The organism is Streptomyces sp. NPDC002809 (genome assembly GCF_040295435.1).
Classification (GTDB): domain Bacteria; phylum Actinomycetota; class Actinomycetes; order Streptomycetales; family Streptomycetaceae; genus Streptomyces.
Genome location: NZ_JBEOVJ010000055.1, coordinates 35279 through 55001, shown reverse-complemented (window position 1 = coordinate 55001; position 19723 = coordinate 35279). Strand labels below are relative to the sequence as shown.

General features: G+C 71.9%; 9 protein-coding genes and 1 pseudogene. All 10 read left to right on the top strand.

The window, feature by feature from the left end; translation table 11 throughout:
- Positions 1–114 precede the first annotated feature (114 nt).
- A pseudogene (locus tag ABT025_RS27240) lies at positions 115–915 on the top strand (non-reducing end alpha-L-arabinofuranosidase family hydrolase); the annotation flags it as partial.
- A 690-nt stretch (positions 916–1605) separates the two neighbouring features.
- The gene (locus tag ABT025_RS27235) at positions 1606–2511 is read left to right on the top strand and encodes a sterol desaturase family protein (protein WP_350999751.1); all 906 of its coding nucleotides are present in this window, start codon (positions 1606–1608) and stop codon (positions 2509–2511) included.
- Positions 2512–2638: 127 nt separating this feature from the next.
- Positions 2639–11965 (top strand): non-ribosomal peptide synthetase/type I polyketide synthase, encoded by a 9327-nt coding sequence (locus ABT025_RS27230; RefSeq protein ID WP_350999748.1) that lies wholly within the window; start codon positions 2639–2641, stop codon positions 11963–11965.
- Entirely contained in the window at positions 11952–13637 is a 1686-nt protein-coding gene (locus tag ABT025_RS27225; protein WP_350999745.1) for a phytoene desaturase family protein, read from the top strand. Before ABT025_RS27230 ends, ABT025_RS27225 begins: the two co-directional genes overlap by 14 nt.
- Before the next feature lie 11 nt (positions 13638–13648).
- A complete protein-coding gene (locus tag ABT025_RS27220; RefSeq protein WP_350999758.1) occupies positions 13649–15292 on the top strand; it encodes a phytoene desaturase family protein in 1644 nt (547 codons plus the stop codon).
- Positions 15289–16344 (top strand): MDR family NADP-dependent oxidoreductase, encoded by a 1056-nt coding sequence (locus tag ABT025_RS27215; protein WP_350999743.1) that lies wholly within the window; start codon positions 15289–15291, stop codon positions 16342–16344. Before ABT025_RS27220 ends, ABT025_RS27215 begins: the two co-directional genes overlap by 4 nt.
- A complete protein-coding gene (locus tag ABT025_RS27210) occupies positions 16341–17435 on the top strand; it encodes a Rieske 2Fe-2S domain-containing protein (RefSeq protein ID WP_350999740.1) in 1095 nt (364 codons plus the stop codon). The genes ABT025_RS27215 and ABT025_RS27210 overlap by 4 nt, the downstream gene beginning before the upstream one ends.
- 576 nt (positions 17436–18011) lie before the next feature.
- Positions 18012–18176, top strand: coding sequence for a hypothetical protein (locus tag ABT025_RS27205; RefSeq protein ID WP_350999738.1), 165 nt, complete (start codon positions 18012–18014; stop codon positions 18174–18176).
- A 273-nt stretch (positions 18177–18449) separates the two neighbouring features.
- On the top strand, positions 18450–18740 hold the full coding sequence (locus tag ABT025_RS27200) for an Atu4866 domain-containing protein (protein WP_350999735.1): 291 nt from the start codon (positions 18450–18452) through the stop codon (positions 18738–18740).
- A 103-nt stretch (positions 18741–18843) separates the two neighbouring features.
- Positions 18844–19587 (top strand): SDR family oxidoreductase, encoded by a 744-nt coding sequence (locus ABT025_RS27195; protein WP_350999732.1) that lies wholly within the window; start codon positions 18844–18846, stop codon positions 19585–19587.
- The last annotated feature ends 136 nt before the right edge of the window (positions 19588–19723 follow it).

The following is a 19723-nucleotide window of genomic DNA, read 5'->3' as shown; positions in this document are numbered from 1 at the left end:
GCTACGGCACCTCGCCGCGTTGTCGGAACGTCCGAATACATCCAGTATGCGGACGCTCCTCCGCCTTGCGATGCACCGCATCCGACGCCGCGCGCTGATCCACCACGGATTACGGGACAGCCCTTGGTCTACGCGGCGAACGTGTCGGGATCGTCATACGGGTCGATGATGTTCAGCCCCTTCACGAACTGGTCGGACATGGCGTCGGCCGGCCAGACCGGGATGAGCCAGGCCGCAGTGGCGCCCACCCTGTTCTACTTCGCGCCCAAGAACATCTGGATGCCGTCCTGCCAATGGGGCGCGTCGGCCTTCGTCTACCGCACGTCGAGCGACCCCACCAACCCCAACGGCTGGTCCTCCCCGCAACCCCTGTTCACCGGGAGCATCTCCGGCTCCGACACCGGCCCGATCGACCAGACGCTGATCGCCGACGACCAGAACATGTACCTGTTCTTCGCCGGTGACAACGGCAAGATCTACCGGGCGAGCATGCCGATCGGGAACTTCCCGGGCAGCTTCGGCTCGTCGTACACGACGATCATGAACGACACGAAGGCCAACCTGTTCGAGGGCGTGCAGGTCTACAAGGTCCAGGGCCGGAGCCAGTACCTGATGATCGTCGAGGCGATGGGTGCCAACGGCCGCTGCTTCCGCTCCTTCACGGCCTCCAGCCTGAACGGGTCGTGGACCCCGCAGGCCGCGAGCGAGAGCGCCCCCTTCGCGGGCAAGGCCAACAGCGGCGCCACCTGGACCAACGACATCAGTCACGGTGATCTCGTCCGTGACAACCCCGACCAGACCATGACCGTCGACCCCTGCAACCTGCGCCTCCTCTACCAGGGCAAGGACCCCGCCGCCGGCGGCGACTACAACCAACTGCCCTGGCGTCCAGGTCTCCTCACCCTGCAACGCTGACCTTCGGAGGAGCCCCGGCCACTCGGCGGCCGGGGCTCCCCTCGCCCTTCCGGGGTGTACCACCGGCTGTCAGGGCACGTATCGGGTCGTGATCAACATGTGTGTTCTGCCCTCACGGCACGGGGGGATCCGGTAGTCCGTAACGCACGACACGGGCGCAACTGACGGACCTGGAATGGGAGTATGCCGAGCCGTACCTGCCGGTCGGCGATTACGGCCCGTATCACGCACGGCTGCGGAAGCAGTTCGAGGGCGTGATCTGATTCAGATTCATTACGCCCGCATCGGTCGCATGGTTCACAACCGAGCAATGCGGGCTGCGGTGCGGTCCGGCCGCCCGAGTCGTACAGCTCGTGTTCCGCCCGTGGCCCCACACGCGCCCCCACGGGACGATGGTTTCGGGCATATCCGCCGGGCCCGGACCCCGCGGCAACCGCTCCTTACGCGGGTGGCGACCGGCATGGCCGGCGCCGCCCACGCGAGTGCGGAACCGTTACTTCCGGTCACAGGCACCCCGTCCCCCCACCCCGCCCCACAGGCACCGAACAATAAAAAGAACTTCTTCTTATAAATTACCCTCGTGCGCCCCCTTGCCGCGCTGGCCAAAAAACGCCGTTCACTCATTCACGACCCCTCACGTCCGCTGCTACTCTGGGAACTCCCTATTCGGATGTGATGGAGATTCTCCGCATGGAAGATCGACCCGATACGGGGTCGCTGCCGGCGAATGTGTGGACCACCGGCGCGTCCGCCCGCGAGTGTCTCCGCTATGCCGCGTACCCGATTCTGCTCCTGTCCGCAGTCTGGCTCTTCACCTCGGTTCTGCGCTTCGACTGGGACCGGGGCCGGGCCGTCCAGCTCTTCCTGATCGGCACCATCGTCTATCTCGCGGCGCTGGAGCGGCTGATCCCGTACCGGACCGACTGGCACCCAAGCGGCCGGGAACTGTGCTGGTACGCAGCCTACTTCGGGTTCACCATGGTCGGCGCCGTGCTCGGCCAGTCAGTCGTCGCGGCCGTTCTGGTCGCCACCCCCGTCACGGGACCGGGGCTCGCGCTCGGGGCCGAGGTGCCCCTCGCTCTGCTGGCCTCTTCACTGACCGGCTACCTCGCCCACCGCTGGGCGCATTCCAATCGGTGGCTGTGGAAGGTACACGGAATTCATCACGTCCCGGAAAAAGTGAACGTCGCCAATAACGGCGTCAACCACCTATTGGATGTCGCCCTCAAACAGGGCACGGTTCAATTGACTCTGGGATTTCTCGGATTCTCCGCCGACTGCCTTTTCGCGGTGGCGCTCTTCACCCTTGTCCAAGGATATTTCGTGCACGCGAACGTGGACGTCCGACTCGGTCCGCTCCACCACGTCCTGGCCAGCCCCGAGCAACACCGGCTGCACCACAGCGCCGACCTGGCCGAGGCCGGTCATTTCGGCGTGGACCTCTCGGTCTGGGACCGCCTCTTCGGCAGTTTCACCTGGCGACCGGATCGCCGCCCGGCGATCGTCGGTGTCAAGGACCGCGCCACGTTCCCGGAGACCGGCTCGATCGTCGCCAGCCTGCTCCACCCCGTGCGCCGCCCGCCCCACAGCGCGTAGTCCCCCGTACCGCGCACACCCGCTCCGTACCGCGACCTCCCCGCCCCGTACCGCGCCGTACCGGCGCCGTGCCCCCATACACCCCCGCCCGGCCCGTACCGAGGCGTCGTCTCCACCGGATTGGACCATGACGGACTCACCCAGCGCCGCCCACCGCGACAAGGTCGCCATCATCGGCATCGGCTGCCGGCTCCCCGGACACGCGGGTGACCACCGGTCCTTCTGGCGCAATCTGATCGAAGGCCGGGACTGTCTCGTCCCCACCCCGGCGGACCGGTACGACACCACGACCCTCGGCAGCCGCGACCGGGCCAAGCCGGGCCGGCTGACCGGCGGCCGGGGCGGCTACATCGACGGCTTCGACGAGTTCGACCCCCACTTCTTCGGGATCAGCCCGCGCGAGGCCGAGCACATGGACCCGCAGCAGCGCAAGCTCCTGGAGGTGTCCTGGGAGGCGCTGGAGGACGGCGGGCAGCGGCCCGCCGAACTGGCCGGGCGGGACGTCGGCGTCTTCATCGGCGCCTTCACCCTGGACTACAAGATCCTGCAGTTCTCCGACCTCGGCTTCGAGACGCTGGCCGCGCACACCGCGACCGGCACGATGATGACGATGGTCTCGAACCGCATCTCGCACTGCCTCGACTTCCGCGGCCCCAGCGTCTCGATCGACACGGCGTGCAGCTCCTCCCTGGTCGCGGTCCACCTGGCCTGCCAGAGCCTGCAGCGCGGCGAGAGCGAACTCGCCGTGGCCGGAGGCACCCTGCTGCACCTCGCGCCGCAGTACACCATCGCCGAGACCAAGGGCGGCTTCCTCTCCCCCGACGGACGCTCCCGCGCCTTCGATGCCTCCGCCAACGGCTACGTACGGGCGGAGGGCGTCGGCGTCGTGGTGCTCAAGCGTCTCTCGGACGCGCTGCGCGACGGCGACCCGGTGCACGCCGTGGTGATTGGCAGCGGGGTGAACCAGGACGGACGCACCAACGGCATCACCGTACCCAGCGCCGCCGCCCAGGCCACGCTCATCGAGCGGGTCTGCGCCGAGGCGGGAGTGACACCGGGCAGCCTCCAGTACATCGAGGCGCACGGCACCTCCACCCCCGTCGGCGACCCGATCGAAGCGCGGGCGCTGGGCCGGGTGCTGGCGCAGGGCCGGGCGCCCGGGGCGCGGTGCTACGTCGGCTCGGTCAAGACCAACATCGGGCACACGGAGGCCGCCGCTGGCGTCGCGGGCCTGATCAAGACGGCCCTGGCCCTCCGTCACCGCCTCATCCCACCGCACCTGAACCTCGAACATCCCAACCCCGCCATCGACTTCGCCGCGCTGCCCTTCGAGATCCCGACCGCACCGGTCGACTGGCCGGAGCACGAGGGACCCGCGCGGGCAGGCGTCAACTCCTTCGGCTTCGGCGGCACCAACGCCCACGTCCTGCTGGAGGAGGCGCCGGCCCGCCCGCCGGAGGAGCCGCACGCGACGGCCCGGACGCCCGCCCGCTCGGTCCTCCCGCTGAGCGCCCGGCACGCGTCCGGCCCGGCCGAACTGGCCGCGGGCGTCCGCCGCGAACTCGCCGCCGGAGTGCCCCTCGCGGACCTCGGGCACACCCTGGCCCACCGCCGCCAGCACTTCGAGGAGCGCCTCGCCGTCGTCCACTCCCCCCTCGACCCGCCCGGCTCCCTCGACGAGGTACTGGCCGCCTGCGAGCACGGGGAGCAGCACCCCCGGGCCGTGCGGGGCCGCCTCCGGGAGCCCGGGGCGCAGCGGCTGGTGTGGGTGTTCACCGGCATGGGGCCGCAGTGGTGGGGCATGGGGCGCGAGCTCCTGGACGCCGAGCCCGTGTTCCGGAAGGCGGTCGAGCGCTGCGATCGGGAGGTCAGGCGCCAGGCGGGCTGGTCGCTGCTCGACGAGCTGACCCGGCCCGAGGCGGAGTCCCGGATGGCCGAGACCTGGCTCGCCCAGCCCGCCAACTTCGCCGTCCAGGCGGGGCTCGCGGCGCTGTGGGAACACCACGGGGTGCGGCCGGACGCCGTCGTCGGGCACAGCACCGGCGAGATCGCGGCCTTCCACCAGGCCGGGGTGTACGGCCTGGAGGACGCCGTCCGGATCGCGCTGGCGCGCAGCGCCCTCCAGCACCGGCTCGCGGGCACCGGCGTGATGCTGGCGGCGAACCTGTCCGAGGAGGAGGCCGAGCGGCTGGTCCGCCCGTACCGGGACCACGTGTCGGTCGCCGCCGTGAACAGCCCGGCGTCGGTGACGCTGTCCGGGGACCGGGACACCCTCGGGGAGCTCGCCGGGCGGCTGGAGCGGGAGCAGGTCTTCGCCCGGTTCCTCGACGTCGAAGTGCCCTACCACAGCGTGCGGATGGACCCGATCGAGGCCGAGCTGCACGAGGCGCTGGCCGGGATCGCACCGCGCACCGCCGGTCTCCCGCTGTATCTGACCGCCCGCGAGGGGCGTGCGCGGGGGCCGGAGCTGGACGCCGCGTACTGGTGGGAGAACGTCCGGCGGCCCGTCCGGTTCCGTGCCGCGGTCGACCGGCTGGTCGACGACGGGTACACGCTGTTCCTGGAGATCGGTCCGCACCCGGTGCTCGGCCACTCGATCCGGGAGTGCCTGGAGGGCCGGGCCGTCGAGGGGGTGACGCTGCCGTCGATCCGGCGCCGGGAGGACGAGCCCGAGCGGTTCGCCCGCTCCCTCGCGGAGCTGTACACGCTGGGCGTCGACGTTGACTGGTCGGTGCTCCAGCCCGTGGGGCGGCCGGTGCCGCTGCCGGGCTATCCGTGGCAGCGGGAGCGGTACTGGGTGGAGCCCGCACCGGTGAGGCAGATCCGGCTGGGCCGGCTGGACCACCCGCTGCTCGGTCGGCGGACCTCCGCGCTGCAGCCGACCTGGGAGAGCCGCCTGGACACCGAGCGGCTGCCGTACCTGGCCGACCACCGGATCGAGGGCAGCACGGTCTTCCCGGCCGCCGGGTACCTGGAGATGGCCGCGCAGGCGGTCCGGGCCCTGACCGGCGGCGATACGGCGACCCTGGCCGACGTCGAGTTCTCCCGGGCCCTGTTCCTGCCCGACGGCGAGGCGACGACCGTCCAGCTCGCGTTCGCGCCGGAGGAGGCCGGGTTCACCATCGCTTCCTTCGCCGGTTCCGGGACCGGGGCTCCGGACCGTACGGTCCACGCGAGCGGGGTCGTCCGCACCGGGCAGCCATACCGGCTCGCGGAACCGCTGGACACGGACGCGGTACGGGCGCGGGCGGGGCGTCGGCTCGACCGGGAGGCGTGCTACGGCGAGCTGGCGGCGCTCGGCTACCACTACGGCGCGGCGTTCCGGGCGATCGACGAGGTGTGGACGGCGCCCGGCGAGGCGCTGTCGCTGATCCGGCCCACCCCGGGCATGGGCGACGGGGCCGCGGACTGCCATGTGCACCCCGTGCTCCTGGACGCCTGCTTCCAGACCATGCTCACCGCGATGACGCCCGACGACGGCCGGTCCGCCGGGATCCGGCTGCCCGTCGGCATCGCGGAGCTGCGGCTGGACGCGGTCGGCGACCGGGCCCTGTGGGCGCACGCGACGGTGACCGCGGAGAGCGACGAGGAACTGGTCGGCGACCTCGCCCTATACGCCGAGGACGGGACGCCGCTCGGCCGGATCAGCGGCTTCCGCGCGGCGGCGGTGGACCGGGCGGCCTCCGCGGTGAAGCTCGGCACCATCGACGGCTGGCTGGCCGAGGTGGTCTGGGAGGAGACGCCCACCGATGCGCCGGAGGACGGCCAGGCCGCCGAGGGGACCGGGGACGGTCCCGGCGGCTCCCCCGCGCCCGACCTGGTGGTCTTCGCCGACGAGGGCGGGCTCGGCGCGCGGCTGGCCGAGGCGGTCGTGGCGCACGGCGGGCAGTGCCGGCTGGTCCGCCCGGGCAGCCGATACCGAAGCGGGGCCAAGCACATGACCGTGCGGCCCGATTCGGCGGCCGATCTGCGCAGGCTGTTCGACGAACTCGGGCCGGGGTTCGGAGCCGTGGTGCACCTGTGGAACCTCGATCTGCCCCCGCTGGACACGGTCGGCTCGGCGGACCTGGACGGGATCGGCACGGTCGGCGGCTACTCGCTCGTCCTGCTCGCCCAGGTGCTGCCCGAGGCGTGCCCGGAGGGGCGCCTGCACATCGTCACCCGGGGCGCCCAGGCCGTGGTGCCGGGCGAGCCGGTGGAGCCGTTCGGCGCGCCCGCCTGGGGCATCGGCCGGGTGCTGTGGCAGCAGGAGCTCACCGGTCACAGCGGCAAACTGATCGATCTCGACCCGGCCGGGGGTCCCGGCGAGGCCGAGGCGCTGCTGCGCGCGCTCACGGCGGACGACGGCGAGGGCGAGATCGCGCTGCGGTCCGGGCGGCGGCACCTCAGCCGGCTGCGTCCGCCCGCGGGGCTTACCCGTCCGCTGCCGCTGCGGCTGCGCGCGGACGGGTCCTATCTGGTCACGGGCGCGTTCGGGGCGCTGGGGCGGCTGCTCTGCCGCACCCTGGTACGGCGCGGGGCCCGGCGCCTGGTCCTGCTCGGCCGCACCGGCGTGCCGGAGCGCGGCGCGTGGCGGGGGCTCGATCCGGCCGGCCCCGAGGGGCGGCGGGTCGCGTTCCTGCGCGAGCTCGAAGCGCTCGGCGCAGAGGTGCTGGTCGTCGCGGCGGACGTGACCGACGCAGCGGCCATGGAGAGCTGGCTGGCCGGGCGCCGGGCCGCCGGTCTGCCGCCGGTGCGGGGCGTGTTCCACCTCGCGGGACAGGTGCGGGACGTCCTGCTGCCGTCGTTGAACCGCGAAGCGTTCGACGCGGGCTACGGGCCGAAGGTGCACGGCGGGTACCTGCTGCACCGGCTCCTGCGCGACGAGCCGGTCGAGCACTTCGTACTGTTCGCGTCGGTCGCCTCGCTACTGACCACGGCCGGTCAGGTCAACTACGCGGCCGGGAACGCGTTCCTGGACGCGCTCGCCCATCACCGCCGGGCGCTCGGTCTGCCCGCGCTCAGCCTGGACTGGGGACCGTGGGCCACCGGCATGATCGAGGAGCTCGGGCTGGTCGCCCACTACCGGGACGCGCGCGGGATGAGCTCGCTGGCGCCGGATGCGGGCATGGCGGTCCTGGAGCGGGTGATCGGGCAGGACCGGGCCCAGTTGCTGGTGGCCGCGGTGGTGGACTGGCCGGTGTTCCTGTCCTGGTATCCCACCCCGCCGCCGCTGGTGTCGGCGCTCGCCGCCGCGGCGGCGCGGGAGGTCCCGGCGGGGCAGGGCGGCACTCTGCTCGACGCGTTCCGCGCCGCCGACGAGGCGGGGCGTACGGCGTTGGTGGCCGAGCGGTTCGCGGCCCTCGCTGCGGGTGTGCTGCGGGTGCGGCCGGAGCTGGTCGACGCGGACGCCCGGCTCGGCTCGCTCGGTCTGGACTCGCTGCTCGCCATGGAGCTGCGGGCCCGGACCCACACCCAGCTCGGGGTCTCGCTGCCGGTGGTGGCGCTGCTCAGCAACGGGCCGGTGAGCGAGCTGACCGAGCGGCTGCACGCGGGGCTGACCGTGCTCGCGGCGGCCGGGGGTCCGGGGGCGGAGACGGCGGTGGAGTTGTTCACCGACGAGTCGTGCTACCCACTCACCCACAACCAGCAGGCCCTGTGGTTCCTCCGGCAGCTCAACCCGGACGGCTTCGCGTACAACATCGGCGGCGCGGTGGAGGTGCGCGCGGAGCTCGACCCGGAGCTGCTGTTCGACGCCTTCCGGACACTGATCGCCCGGCATCCGAGTCTGCGCGTCAACATCACCACCGAGGACGGGCGTCCGGTCCAGCGGGTGCGGCCCGACGCCATCGCCGACACCGGTCTTCTCGATGTGTCCGGGCTGCCCTGGGACGAGGTCCGCGCCCGGCTGGTAGCGGAGTACCGCAGGCCGTACGACCTGGAGCGGGATCCTCTGGTGCGGCTGCGGCTGTTCCGACGGGCCCCCGACCGCTGGGTGCTGATGAAGGCGGTCCACCACATCGTCTCGGACGCGATCTCCACCTTCACCTTCATCGAGGAGCTGTTCGAGGTCTACCACGGGCTGCGCACCGGCCGGCCGGCGGAGCTGGCCCCGGTCCGGGCCCGCTACCTGGACTTCCTCAACCGGCGGAACCGCTTCCTGGCCGGGCCCGAGGCGCGGCGGATGCTGGAGTACTGGCGGGAACACCTGCCGCGGGAGGTCCCGGCGCTCGAACTGCTCGCCGACCGGCCGCGCCCGGCGGTGCAGACCGACAACGGCGCCTCCGAGTTCTTCCAGCTCGACGACGAGCTCAGCGCCCGGGTGCAGACGCTGGCCCGGGAGCACAACGTCACCGTGTTCACGGTGCTGCTCACCGCGTACTACCTGCTGCTGCACCGCTGGTCGGGGCAGGACGAGATCGTGGTCGGCAGCCCCGTCACCGGGCGCACCGAGGAGGAGTTCGCCTCCGTCTACGGCTACTTCGTCAATCCGCTGCCGCTGCACGTGAGCCTGGCCGGGGAGCCGTCGGTGGCCGAGCTGCTGGGCCGGGTGCGGGACACGGTCCTCGGGGGCCTCGACAATCAGGAGTACCCGTTCGTGCTGCTCGTGGAGCAGTTGGGCCTCCAGCACGACCCGAGCCGCTCGGCGGTCTTCCAGGCGATGTTCATCCTGCTCACCCACAAGGTGTCCGTGGAGCGCTTCGGGTACACCCTGGAGTACATCGAACTCCCTGAGGAGGAGGGGCAGTTCGATGTCACGTTGTCCGCGTACGAGGACCGGTCCGACGGGCGTTTCCACTGCGTGCTGAAGTACAACACCGACCTGTTCGACGCAGCGACAGTGCGTCGGATGGCCGCGCACTACCGGAACCTCCTCGACGGCCTGACCCGCGCGGAGGGCGAGCGCCCGGCGGGACGGCTGCCGATGCTGAGGGCCGGGGAACGGGAGCGCATCGTCACCGGGTTCGGCGGCATCTGCCGGCGGATCGACCACGACGTGCCGGTGCACGAGCTGATCGGGAAGATCGCCGCACAGTTCCCGGAGGCGGTCGCGGTGTCCGTGCCGGGCGGGCGGCGGCTCGGCTACCGGGAGCTGGACCTGCGCTCGCGGCGCGTGGCGGCCTCGCTGCGCGAACGCGGCGTCGGCGCCGGGACCGTGGTGGCGGTGCGTCTTGCGAAGTCGCCGGAGCTGGTGATCGCGCTGCTCGCGGTGTGGCGGGCCGGGGGCGCGTATCTGCCTCTGGACCCGGACCACCCTACGGAGCGGCTGGCCGAGCTGATGGAGAACGCCGGGGCCACGCTGGTTCTGACCGACGGGCGGCGGGGCCGGGCGGCCCGGCTGCCGGGACGGCCGGTCACCCTCGATGAGTTGGACCGGCCGGGAAGCGAGGAGCGGCCGGAGCCGGTCGTGGGTCTCGACCAGACGGCATACGTGATCCACACCTCGGGTTCCACCGGCCGCCCCAAGGCGGTGCGGGTCAGCCACCGCAACCTGGCCTCGGTGTTCGTCGCCTGGCAGCAGGAGTACCGGCTGGACTCCGACGTCCGGGTGCACCTGCAGATGGCGGGCGTCTCCTTCGACGTGTTCACCGGGGACCTGGTCCGGGCGCTGTGTTCGGGTGGGTCGCTGGTCCTCGTCGACCGGGACCTCCTCCTCGACACCGCGCGGCTCTACCGGACCATGCGCGCGGAAGGCGTGGACTGCGGCGAGTTCGTGCCGTCGGTGGCGCGCGGGCTGCTGGCGCACTGCGAGCGGGGGGGCCTGGGCTTGGAGTTCATGCGCCTGGTGATCGTCGGCTCGGACGCCTGGCGGGCGGGCGAGCACCGGAGGCTCGTCGCGCTGTGCGGGCCGGGGACCCGGGTGGTCAACTCGTACGGGCTGACCGAGGCCACCATCGACAGCGCCTACTACGAGGGGCCGGCGGAGGGGCTGGAGCCGGGCCGGATGGTGCCGGTCGGCCGGCCGCTGCCCAACAGCGAGCTGTACGTCCTCGACCGGCACGGCGAGCCGGTGCCGCCGGGGGTGGCCGGTGAGCTGTGGATCGGCGGCGCCGGCGTCGCCGATGGCTACCTGGGCGATCCGCAGCGGACGGCCGAGCGGTTCGTGACCCTCGAACCGGGCGGCGAACCCGTACGGCTGTACCGGACGGGGGACGTCGGGCACTGGGACGCGGACGGGATGCTGCACCTCCGCGGGCGGGCAGACGGGCAGGTGAAGGTGCGCGGCCACCGGGTGGAGACCGGGGAGGTCGAGGCGCGGCTGGCCGCCCGGCCCGAGCTGGCGCAGGTGTGCGTGACGGTACGGCGGGACGAGACGGGCGAGAACGTGCTGTGCGCCTATTGCGTGCCCGCGCCGGGCGCGGTGGCCGACGCCCGGGAGCTGCGCCGCCACCTCGCGGAGCAGCTGCCGACGTATCTGATCCCGGCGCACTTCACGGAGCTGTCCGCGCTGCCCCTGACCGCGAACGGCAAGGTCGATCTCGGCGCGCTGCCGGAGCCGCGCGCGGAGGCGGGACCGGAGAGGTACGAACCGCCGGTGACGCTGTACGAGACGCGGATGGCAGCGCACTGGCGATCGCTGCTCGGGCTGGAGCGGCCGGGGCTGCGGAACGACTTCTTCGAGGCGGGCGGCAGTTCGATCAAGCTGATCGAACTGATCCACCACCTGCGGACCGAGTTCAACGCGTCGGTGCCGGTCGGGCGGCTGTTCCAGACCAGCACCCTGCACGGCATGGCCCGCACCCTGGAGGACGTCGTCACCGGACGGCTGCCCGGCGCCGAGCCGTACCTGTGGTTCAACCCGGGCGCGGACCCGGCGGCGACGGTGTTCTGCCTGCCGCCCGCGGGCGGGCACGGGCTGGTGTACCGGCAGCTCGCGGCGCGGCTGCCCGAGCACCGCTTCGCCGCGTTCAACTACCTGTCGGGTCCGGGCAAAGCGGCCCGGTATGCGGATCTGGCCGAGGAGCTGCACCCGGGCGGGCCGTACACGCTGTTCGGTTACTCCCTCGGCGGCAACCTCGCGTTCGAGATCGCCGGGGAGCTGGAGCGGCGGGGCCGCGCGGTGGCCCTCGTGCTGATCATGGACTCGTACCGGATCGCCGAGGCCGTCGTCCTCGGCGAAGAGCACCTGGCCGAGTTCGAGGCGGAGCTCGCGGAGCACCTACGGCGGCACACCGGCTCCGAGATCGTCGCCCGGGAGACCGTGGAGCAGGCTCGTGAGTACCTGGCGCACTGCGGTGCTCACCCGTCGCTCGATGTGCTCGGCGCGCCGATCGCGGTGATCTCCGACCAGGACAAGCTGCTCCGCTTCGCGGCGGACGAGCCCGGCGGCTGGCACGGGGTCACCGCCGCCGGGTGCACCGTACGCGAGGGGCACGGGCGGCACGCCGAGATGCTCGACGGCTCGTTCCTCGACGGGAACGCAGAGCTGGTCCGGGCGCTGCTGGCGGGAGGTGCCACCCATGGGCGTGCGTGACGGCGGGCCCCGTTGGGAGGCCCGGCCTCCCGGCGGGCGGCCCCGGGTGATCATCATCGGCGCGGGCATGTCGGGTCTGGCCGCCGGCTGCTACGCGCAGATGAGTGGGCTGGAGAGCCGGATCTTCGAGAAGCACGTGCTGCCGGGGGGCTGCTGCACCGCCTGGGCTCGACAGGGCTACCTCTTCGACTACTGCATCGACTGGCTGATCGGCACGGCACCCGGGACCGGGGCGAACGACGTGTGGCGGGAGCTCGGGGCGCTGGACGGGAAGCGGATCACCCTGTTCGACCAGTTCAACCGGGTGGTGACGGAGGACGGCCGGTCCGTCACGTTCTACAACGACCCGGACCGGCTCCAGAAGCACCTGCTGGAGCTCTCGCCCGGCGACGAGCGCCTGATCCGGGCGTTCTGCCGGGATCTCAGGCGCTTCGCTGGGATCGCCCCGCACTGGGAGCTGAAGCCGCCGCCGCTCAAGTCCCTGGCGGAGAAGGCGCGAACGCTGCTCGCGATCCTGCCGGCGTTCCGGCTGTACTGGCGCACCGCGGCCACGCCGATGCGCCGGTTCGCGGACCGCTTCGAGGACCCGCTGCTGCGCCAGGCGTTCCCAAACATGTTCCTCCAGGAGCTGACCGGCTTCCCCCTGCTCCCCTTCCTCTTCACGATGTCCTGCGCCTTCAACGGCAACGCGGGCTTCCCCGAGGGCGGTTCGCTGGGTCTGGCCCGGTCGGTGGAGGAGCGGTACACGGGGCTCGGCGGGCACATCGGCTACCGCGCCCGGGTGGAGCGGATCCTCGTCGAGGACGGGCGGGCGGTCGGCGTACGGCTGCGGGACGGGCAGGAGCACTTCGCCGATCATGTGATCGCCGCCTGCGACGGGCCGACGGTGCTGGACCGGCTGCTGGAGGGGCGGTGGAGCAGCCCGCGCACCGAGCGGCTGTACACGGAGCTGCTGGACCGGCCGGACAACCTGTACCCGGCGGTGGTCTCCGCGTTCGTCGGGATCGACGGCCCGCTGCCCGCCGGTGAGCCACACAGCACCACGTACCTCCTCGGTCCGGAGCGGGGCGCGGCGCTGCCGGGGAGCCTCCAGCACAGTCTGGTGGTGCAGCGGCGGTCCGACTACGCCGACGGCTTCGCGCCTGCCGGGAAGTCGGTGCTGCACTGCACGTACTTCACCGACCACCGGTCCTGGCAGGATCTGCGGAAGGCGGACCGGCGGGCGTACCGGGAGCGCAAGCAGGAGGTTGTCGACTTCCTGCGGGGCTTCCTGGCCGAGCGTCATCCGGGCCTCGATGAGCGGATCGAGCTGGTGGACGTGGCGACGCCGGCGACGACGGAGCGGTACACCGGCAACACCTACGGCAGCATCCTCGCCTGGAAGGCGTTCTCCGAGGCCGACGACGTGTCGACCGCGCTGGTGAACCGGGACCGGATGCGGCTGCCGGGGCTGAGCGGCTTCTCGATGGCCGGGCAGTGGACCGGGATGGGCGGCCTGATCCGGGCCGCGACCAGCGGCCGGTACGCGGTCCAGTTCCTCTGCGACGAGCTGGGCCGGGACTTCCGGGCCTGGCCGAGCGAGGGTGCCGGGCCATGGCATCCCGGGAAGCTGGGCCGGCTGCCACGACTCGAACAACGGGGCGACGCCGGGAAGGCGGCGGTGGCCGAATGACCAGAAGGACCATGCTGATCGTCGGCGGAGGGCTCGGCGGGCTCTCCACCGGCTGCTACGCCCAGATGAACGGCTATCACAGCAGAGTGCTGGAGATGCACGAGATCCCGGGCGGCTCCTGCACGGCCTGGGACCGGGGCGACTTCACCCTCGACTGCTGTGTGAGCTGGCTGCTCGGCAGCGGGCCGGGCAACGAGATGCACCAGATCTGGCTGGAGCTCGGCGCGCTCCAGGGCAAGCGGATGCGCAATTTCGACGTGTTCAACACGGTGCGTGGCCGGGACGGGCGGGCGGTCCACTTCTACTCAGATCCGGACCGCCTCGAAGCGCACCTGCTCGCCCTCTCCCCCGGCGACGCCCGGGTGATCCGCGACTTCTGCGCCGGGCTGCGGACCTTCCGCAAGGCACTGGCCCGCTACCCGTTCCTCACCCCGGTCGGGCTCATGGGCCGCCTGGAGCGCTGGCGGATGCTGGCGTCCCTGGTCCCCTATTTCAACGTGATCCGGCGCTCCATCGGCACGTTGATGCGGGACTACTCGCAGCGCTTCCGGGACCCGCTGCTGCGCGAGGCGTTCAACTTCATCCTGTACGAGAAGCATCCCAACTTCCCCGTGCTGCCGTTCTACTTCCAGCTCGCGGCGCACGCCGACGCCTCGGCCGGTGTCCCCGAGGGCGGCTCGCTGGGCCTGGCCCGCTCGGTCGAGGAGCGCTACCGGGGGCTCGGCGGCGAGGTCATCTACAACGCCAGGGTCGTGGAGATCCTGGTGGAGAACGACCGGGCGGCCGGGGTCCGGCTGAGCGACGGCACGGAGCTGCGGGCGGACATCGTGGTCTCCGCCTGCGACGGGCGCACCACGCTCCTGGACCTGCTGAAGGGCCGCTACCTCACCGACACGTACCGGGAGCTGTACACCCGGACCATCACGGAACCCGACATGGTCTTCCCCGGCTACCTCACGGTCTTCCTGGGGCTGCGCCGGCCCTTCCCGGACGGCGAGCCCTGCACCACGTACCTCCTGGAGGACGCGGTCGCGGAACGGCTCACCGGCATCCGGCATCCCAGCGTCAACGTGCAGTTCCGCAGCCGCCACTACCCGGAGCTGTCGCCGCCGGGCACCTCCGTGGTGTACGCCACGTACTTCTGCGACATCGCGCCGTGGCGGGAGCTGAGCACCGGTCCCGAACAGTTCACCCGGATCCGCCGCGGCGAGGAGCTGCACACGCTGCCGGTCGGACGTGGGCGACAGTACCAGCGGGCCAAGCGGCAGGTCCGGGACACGATCGTGGACTTCCTCGACGAGCGGCACCCCGGGCTGCGGGACGCGATCGTGGTGCGGGACGTGTCCACCCCCCTCACCCAGGTCCGCTACACCGGCAACTACGACGGCACGGTGCTCGGCTGGCAGCCGTTCGTGGACAGCGGCGAGACCGTGGAGCAGGAGGTCAAGCGACACGGTCCGGGACTGCCGGGGCTCGCGGACTTCTATCTGTCCGGCGTCTGGGCCACCACCGGCGGCCTGATCCGGGCCGCGGCCTCGGGACGTCACGTCATGCACTTCGTCTGCCGCGACGACGGGCGGCCGTTCACCGCCTCCGTCGACGACAGCGCCCCTCTCCCTGTACAGCTCATCGAACCCGCAGGAGCGACCCCGTGAAGACCGAGAAGTGGATCGTCAGCGAGCACAACGACGGCGTGCCGGACGTGGACCGGATGTACGGGAAGGTGGTGGAGGAGCTCGACACCGACCTGGCCGAGGACGAGATGCTGCTGCGCACGCGGTACGTCTCCGTCGACCCGTACCTCCACGGGATCGCCCTGGACACCCCGGTGGGCGACCACATGGGCGCCGACTCGATCATGGAGGTGCTGGCGGCCGGACCGCGGGCGATGTTCGGCGTCGGGGACCTCGTGCAGGGCTTCGGCGGCTGGCGCACCCACCTGGTCAGCAACGGCGCGGGGGCGCTGTGGCAGACCGGCACGTTCCCGATGGTCTTCCCCGCGTACCGGAAGCTGGACCCGGCCCACTACGACGAGGCGCTGCCGCTGAGCACCGCGCTCGGCATCCTCGGCGGCGCCGGGATGACCGCGTGGGGCGCCCTCACCACCTTCCTGGCCGTACGGCCCGGCGACACGGTCCTGATCAGCGGCACGTCCGGCGCGATCGGCACGCTGGCCGGGCAGCTGGCGAAGCGGGCGGGCGCGCGGGTGGTGGGCACGACCGGTTCGCCGGAGAAGGCGGCGCGGCTGACGGCGCTCGGCTTCGACGCCGTCGTCGTCTTCCGGCACGGCGGGGACCCGGCGCAGCTCCGCAAGGACCTGGCGAAGGCGGCTCCTGGCGGCGTCGACCGGTACTTCGACAACCTCGGCGGGGTCATGACCGACACCGTCTTCACGATGCTCACCGTGGACAGCCGGGTCGCGGTGTGCTGGCAGTGGGCGAGCCAGGTCGGCGGCGAGTGGACCGGGCCCCGGCTACTGCCGTACATCATGTTCCCGCGCACGACGATCCGCGGGATCTTCGCGCTGGAGTGGTTCACCGAGGACAACTGGGCGGCGCTGCACGCCGAGCTGGGGCCGCTGGTGCGCGCCGGCGAGATCCGCTACCAGCAGACCGTGCACCACGGATTCGACGCCATTCCCGCCGCCTACCGCAGCCTGTACACGGACCGCGCGGCGTCCTTCGGCAAGGTGCTGGTCGAGCTGTGAGGCGCGGCCACACCCGGGCGCTCACGGAGGGCCCGAGCCCCGCCGACGCGCACGGGCCGGTCCTGCCGTACCCCGACGGCTGGTTCTCGGTGGCGTTCTCCTCGGAGGTGGTGCGGGGGGCGCTGCTGACCCGGCCGCTCCAGGGCGAGGACGTGGTGCTCTACCGGCTCCGCGACGGCGAGGTGCGAGCGGTACGCCCGTACTGCCCGCACCTGGGGGCGCACCTCGGGCTCGGCGCGCTGGAGGGCGACGAACTGCTGTGCCCCTTCCACCGCTTCGCCTTCGGCCCGGACGGCGCCTGCACGCGTACGGGGTACGGCACGCCCCCGCCGCCGTCCTCGGATCTGTCCCTGCTGCCGGTGCGCGAGGTCGACGGCGCCGTCTTCGTGTGGCGGCACCACGACGGGCGGGCGCCGGACTGGGAGCTCACGCCCTGGCACACGCTCGGGACGCGGGCGCCGCGGTTGGCCGCGTGGGAGATGGCGGGGCACAGCCAGGACGTGGTCGAGAACACGGTGGACATCGGACACTTCACGCCGCTGCACGGCTGGGGCGCGTCGGAGGTAGCCGAGCCGGCGGTCTTCGAGGGGCGATCCTTCCGGATCTCGGTGCGCTCCGAGGAGCGGGTGCCACTGCTGGGCGCGAGTCCGCTGGAGGTGACGCTGGAGGGCAACGGGATCAGCCGGGTGCACGTGTGCACGGCCCTCCCTCGGTTCGGGGTGCGCACCTGTGCCGTATACACGACCACCATGATCGCGCCCGCGGCTTTCCAGCTGCGCCAGACGAGCCGCTTCGAGGTGGCCGAGCCGGCCGCCCTCCCGGCCCCGCTGGCCCGCTGGGTGAGCGGCTCGGTACACCGTATGCTGGCGGGTGTGATGTTCCGGGGCAACTGCGCTTTCGTGTCCCAGGACTTCCCTGTCTGGGCGACGAAGGGGTACGTGTCTCCGCCCCGGCTGGCCCGCGGCGACGGCCCGATCGGCCCGTTCCGCCACTGGGCCCGGCAGTTCTACCCGCCGGACCGGCTGCGGGCGCGGGTGCCGTCGTCGGTGATGCGGGGAGCGGCGGGGGATGCGGAGAGCAGCGTGACGTAGCCCGGCCGCCCCGAGAAGCCGAAAGGCACCCGTCAGCAGTGGGAATCCCGTGGGACTCTTCTGGGACTTCCGGCCCCATCAAACGGCACGAGCATGAAAGAGCCGAAAGGCCATTCGCGCAGGCCAGGGGCCACCGCACGCCCATCACCGCAGGTCACGGCGCTCGCTGGTACCTTCCGGGACATCTGACGGACGAGTTGCCGCCGCCCCCTTCCTGAACTGCACGAAAGCGGTTCAGGAAGGGGGCGGCGGCAACTGGGTCGACTTCTCCGGGACTTTGCGCCTGAGCGGCGGGCAACGGCGGCCTTGAATCCCTGGTCCACCAGCCGGCCGGCCCCTTCAGTTGCCCGCGCCTCGCACCGGCAGCGGGCCCCCACGTCCGGGACCCGATTCGGAGGTCGGCTTCCGCCCCTTCGTCCGTACTGGTTTCGTCGTCGTTCAGCCCGTACGGCGGACGGCCCTCGTTGCGGCTGTGGCGCACCGCCACGCTGTCTTCCACCATCGGTGGCGGGCTGTTTTCGGCGACGCGATGAGCTGTATTCGGCAGCCGCGGTCTGCTCGCCGCAGGGGGGCGTGGTGGGAGAAGTCGTCGACGCCGACGGCGTCCGCGATCACGGCATCGAGGATGCCGCCGTGGCCGAGGTCCCTCCGAGGACTGTCGATGATGAGGAACCCCGGATGCGCGGCCCCTTCTTCGACGGCTTCGAGGTTGTCAGACCGATCGGACGGCCAGGTTTCTGAGCCGCTGGGACTCCGGTCCCCGTGCCTCCCGGCCGGAGGCAGTTCCTCTGCTGCGTCTCTGTGCGCCGCCTCCGCTCCCCTCGGACACCGGGGAGCGACCGGCTTCTTCCCTGACCGGCCTCTTCCCCGGCCGGCTTCTCCCTCTGCTCCCGGGCCGGCCGCTCCCGTCCGTGGCCCCTGTCGTACGCCCTTGGCGCCCCCGACGGTGGGTGCGCGGCACCCAGGGAAACCGCGGCCTGGTTGCATCCCTCCGCAGCACCGAGGGTTGGAGCCATGACCAGCAACGACACACCCCGCGACCCACATGCGTACGTCGGGATGTGGGTGACCGCGGACGGCTTCATCCGTCAGGAGCTGCTGCCCAACGGCGTCTACGACGAAGCCCGGGGCGACCGCCCGAGCGCCTACACCGGCCGCTACACGGTCACCGGCAGCCACCTCGACTACGTCGACGACACCGGATTCACCGCCACCGGCGATGTCCGCGACGGCGTTCTCTTCCACGAGCACCTCGTGCTCTACCGCGAGGACGATCCGCGCGCCGGGCGGAAGTCCCGCCGGTGAAGTCCGGCGAGCGGCAACGCATCGCCACTCCCCTTCTCGGCCTGCGCGGTTCGAGGAACAACTCGCCGCGTCGGCTCCTCCGCTCCGAAGGAGTTCTCCGACCATGACCACCACCTCCCCCGGCCAGAAGATCGTCCTCATCACCGGCGCCAGCAGCGGAATCGGCGAGGCGACCGCCAAGCTGCTCGCCGAACGGGGCCACCATGTCGTTCTCGGTGCCCGGCGTGCCGACCGGCTGGAAGAGCTCACCGAGGGCATCCGGGCGTCCGGCGGCAGCGCCGAGTTCCGCCCTCTGGATGTGACCGACGCCGAACAGGTACGGCTCTTCGTCGAAGGCGCCCACAGCAGGCACGGCCGCGTCGACGTCCTGGTCAACAACGCCGGGGTGATGCCACTGTCCAAGCTGGAAGCACTCCGGCTCGACGAGTGGAACCGCATGATCGACGTGAACATCCGCGGCGTCCTGCACGGCATCGCGGCCGCCCTGCCGGTCATGCGGGCCCAGCACCACGGCCAGTTCGTCAACATCGCTTCCATCGGCGCCCATCAGGTCTCCCCGGCCGCGGCCGTCTACTGCGCCACCAAGTACGCCGTGTGGGCCATCTCGGAAGGTCTGCGGCAGGAGGTCGGCGGCGATATCCGCGTCACCACCATCTGCCCGGGTGTCACCGAATCCGAACTGGCGGAGTCCATCTCGGATCCGGAGGGCCGCGAGGAGATGCGCACCTTCCGCAGCGTCGCCATCCCGGCCTCGTCGGTCGGTGCGGCCATCGCTTTCGCCATCGACCAGCCGGCCGACGTCGACGTCAGCGAGATCATCGTCCGTCCCACCGCCGGCCAGTCCTGAGCCGGTCATCTGCCCCCTTCCCCACCACTCATGGTCGGGGTGGGGCGGGTCGGATCGGGGCGGGGTGGGGCGGGACGGGGCGGCTTCGTCCGCCACGAGGTCCCGTGAAGCCGCGTCCAGCGAGCGCTCTGTTCGC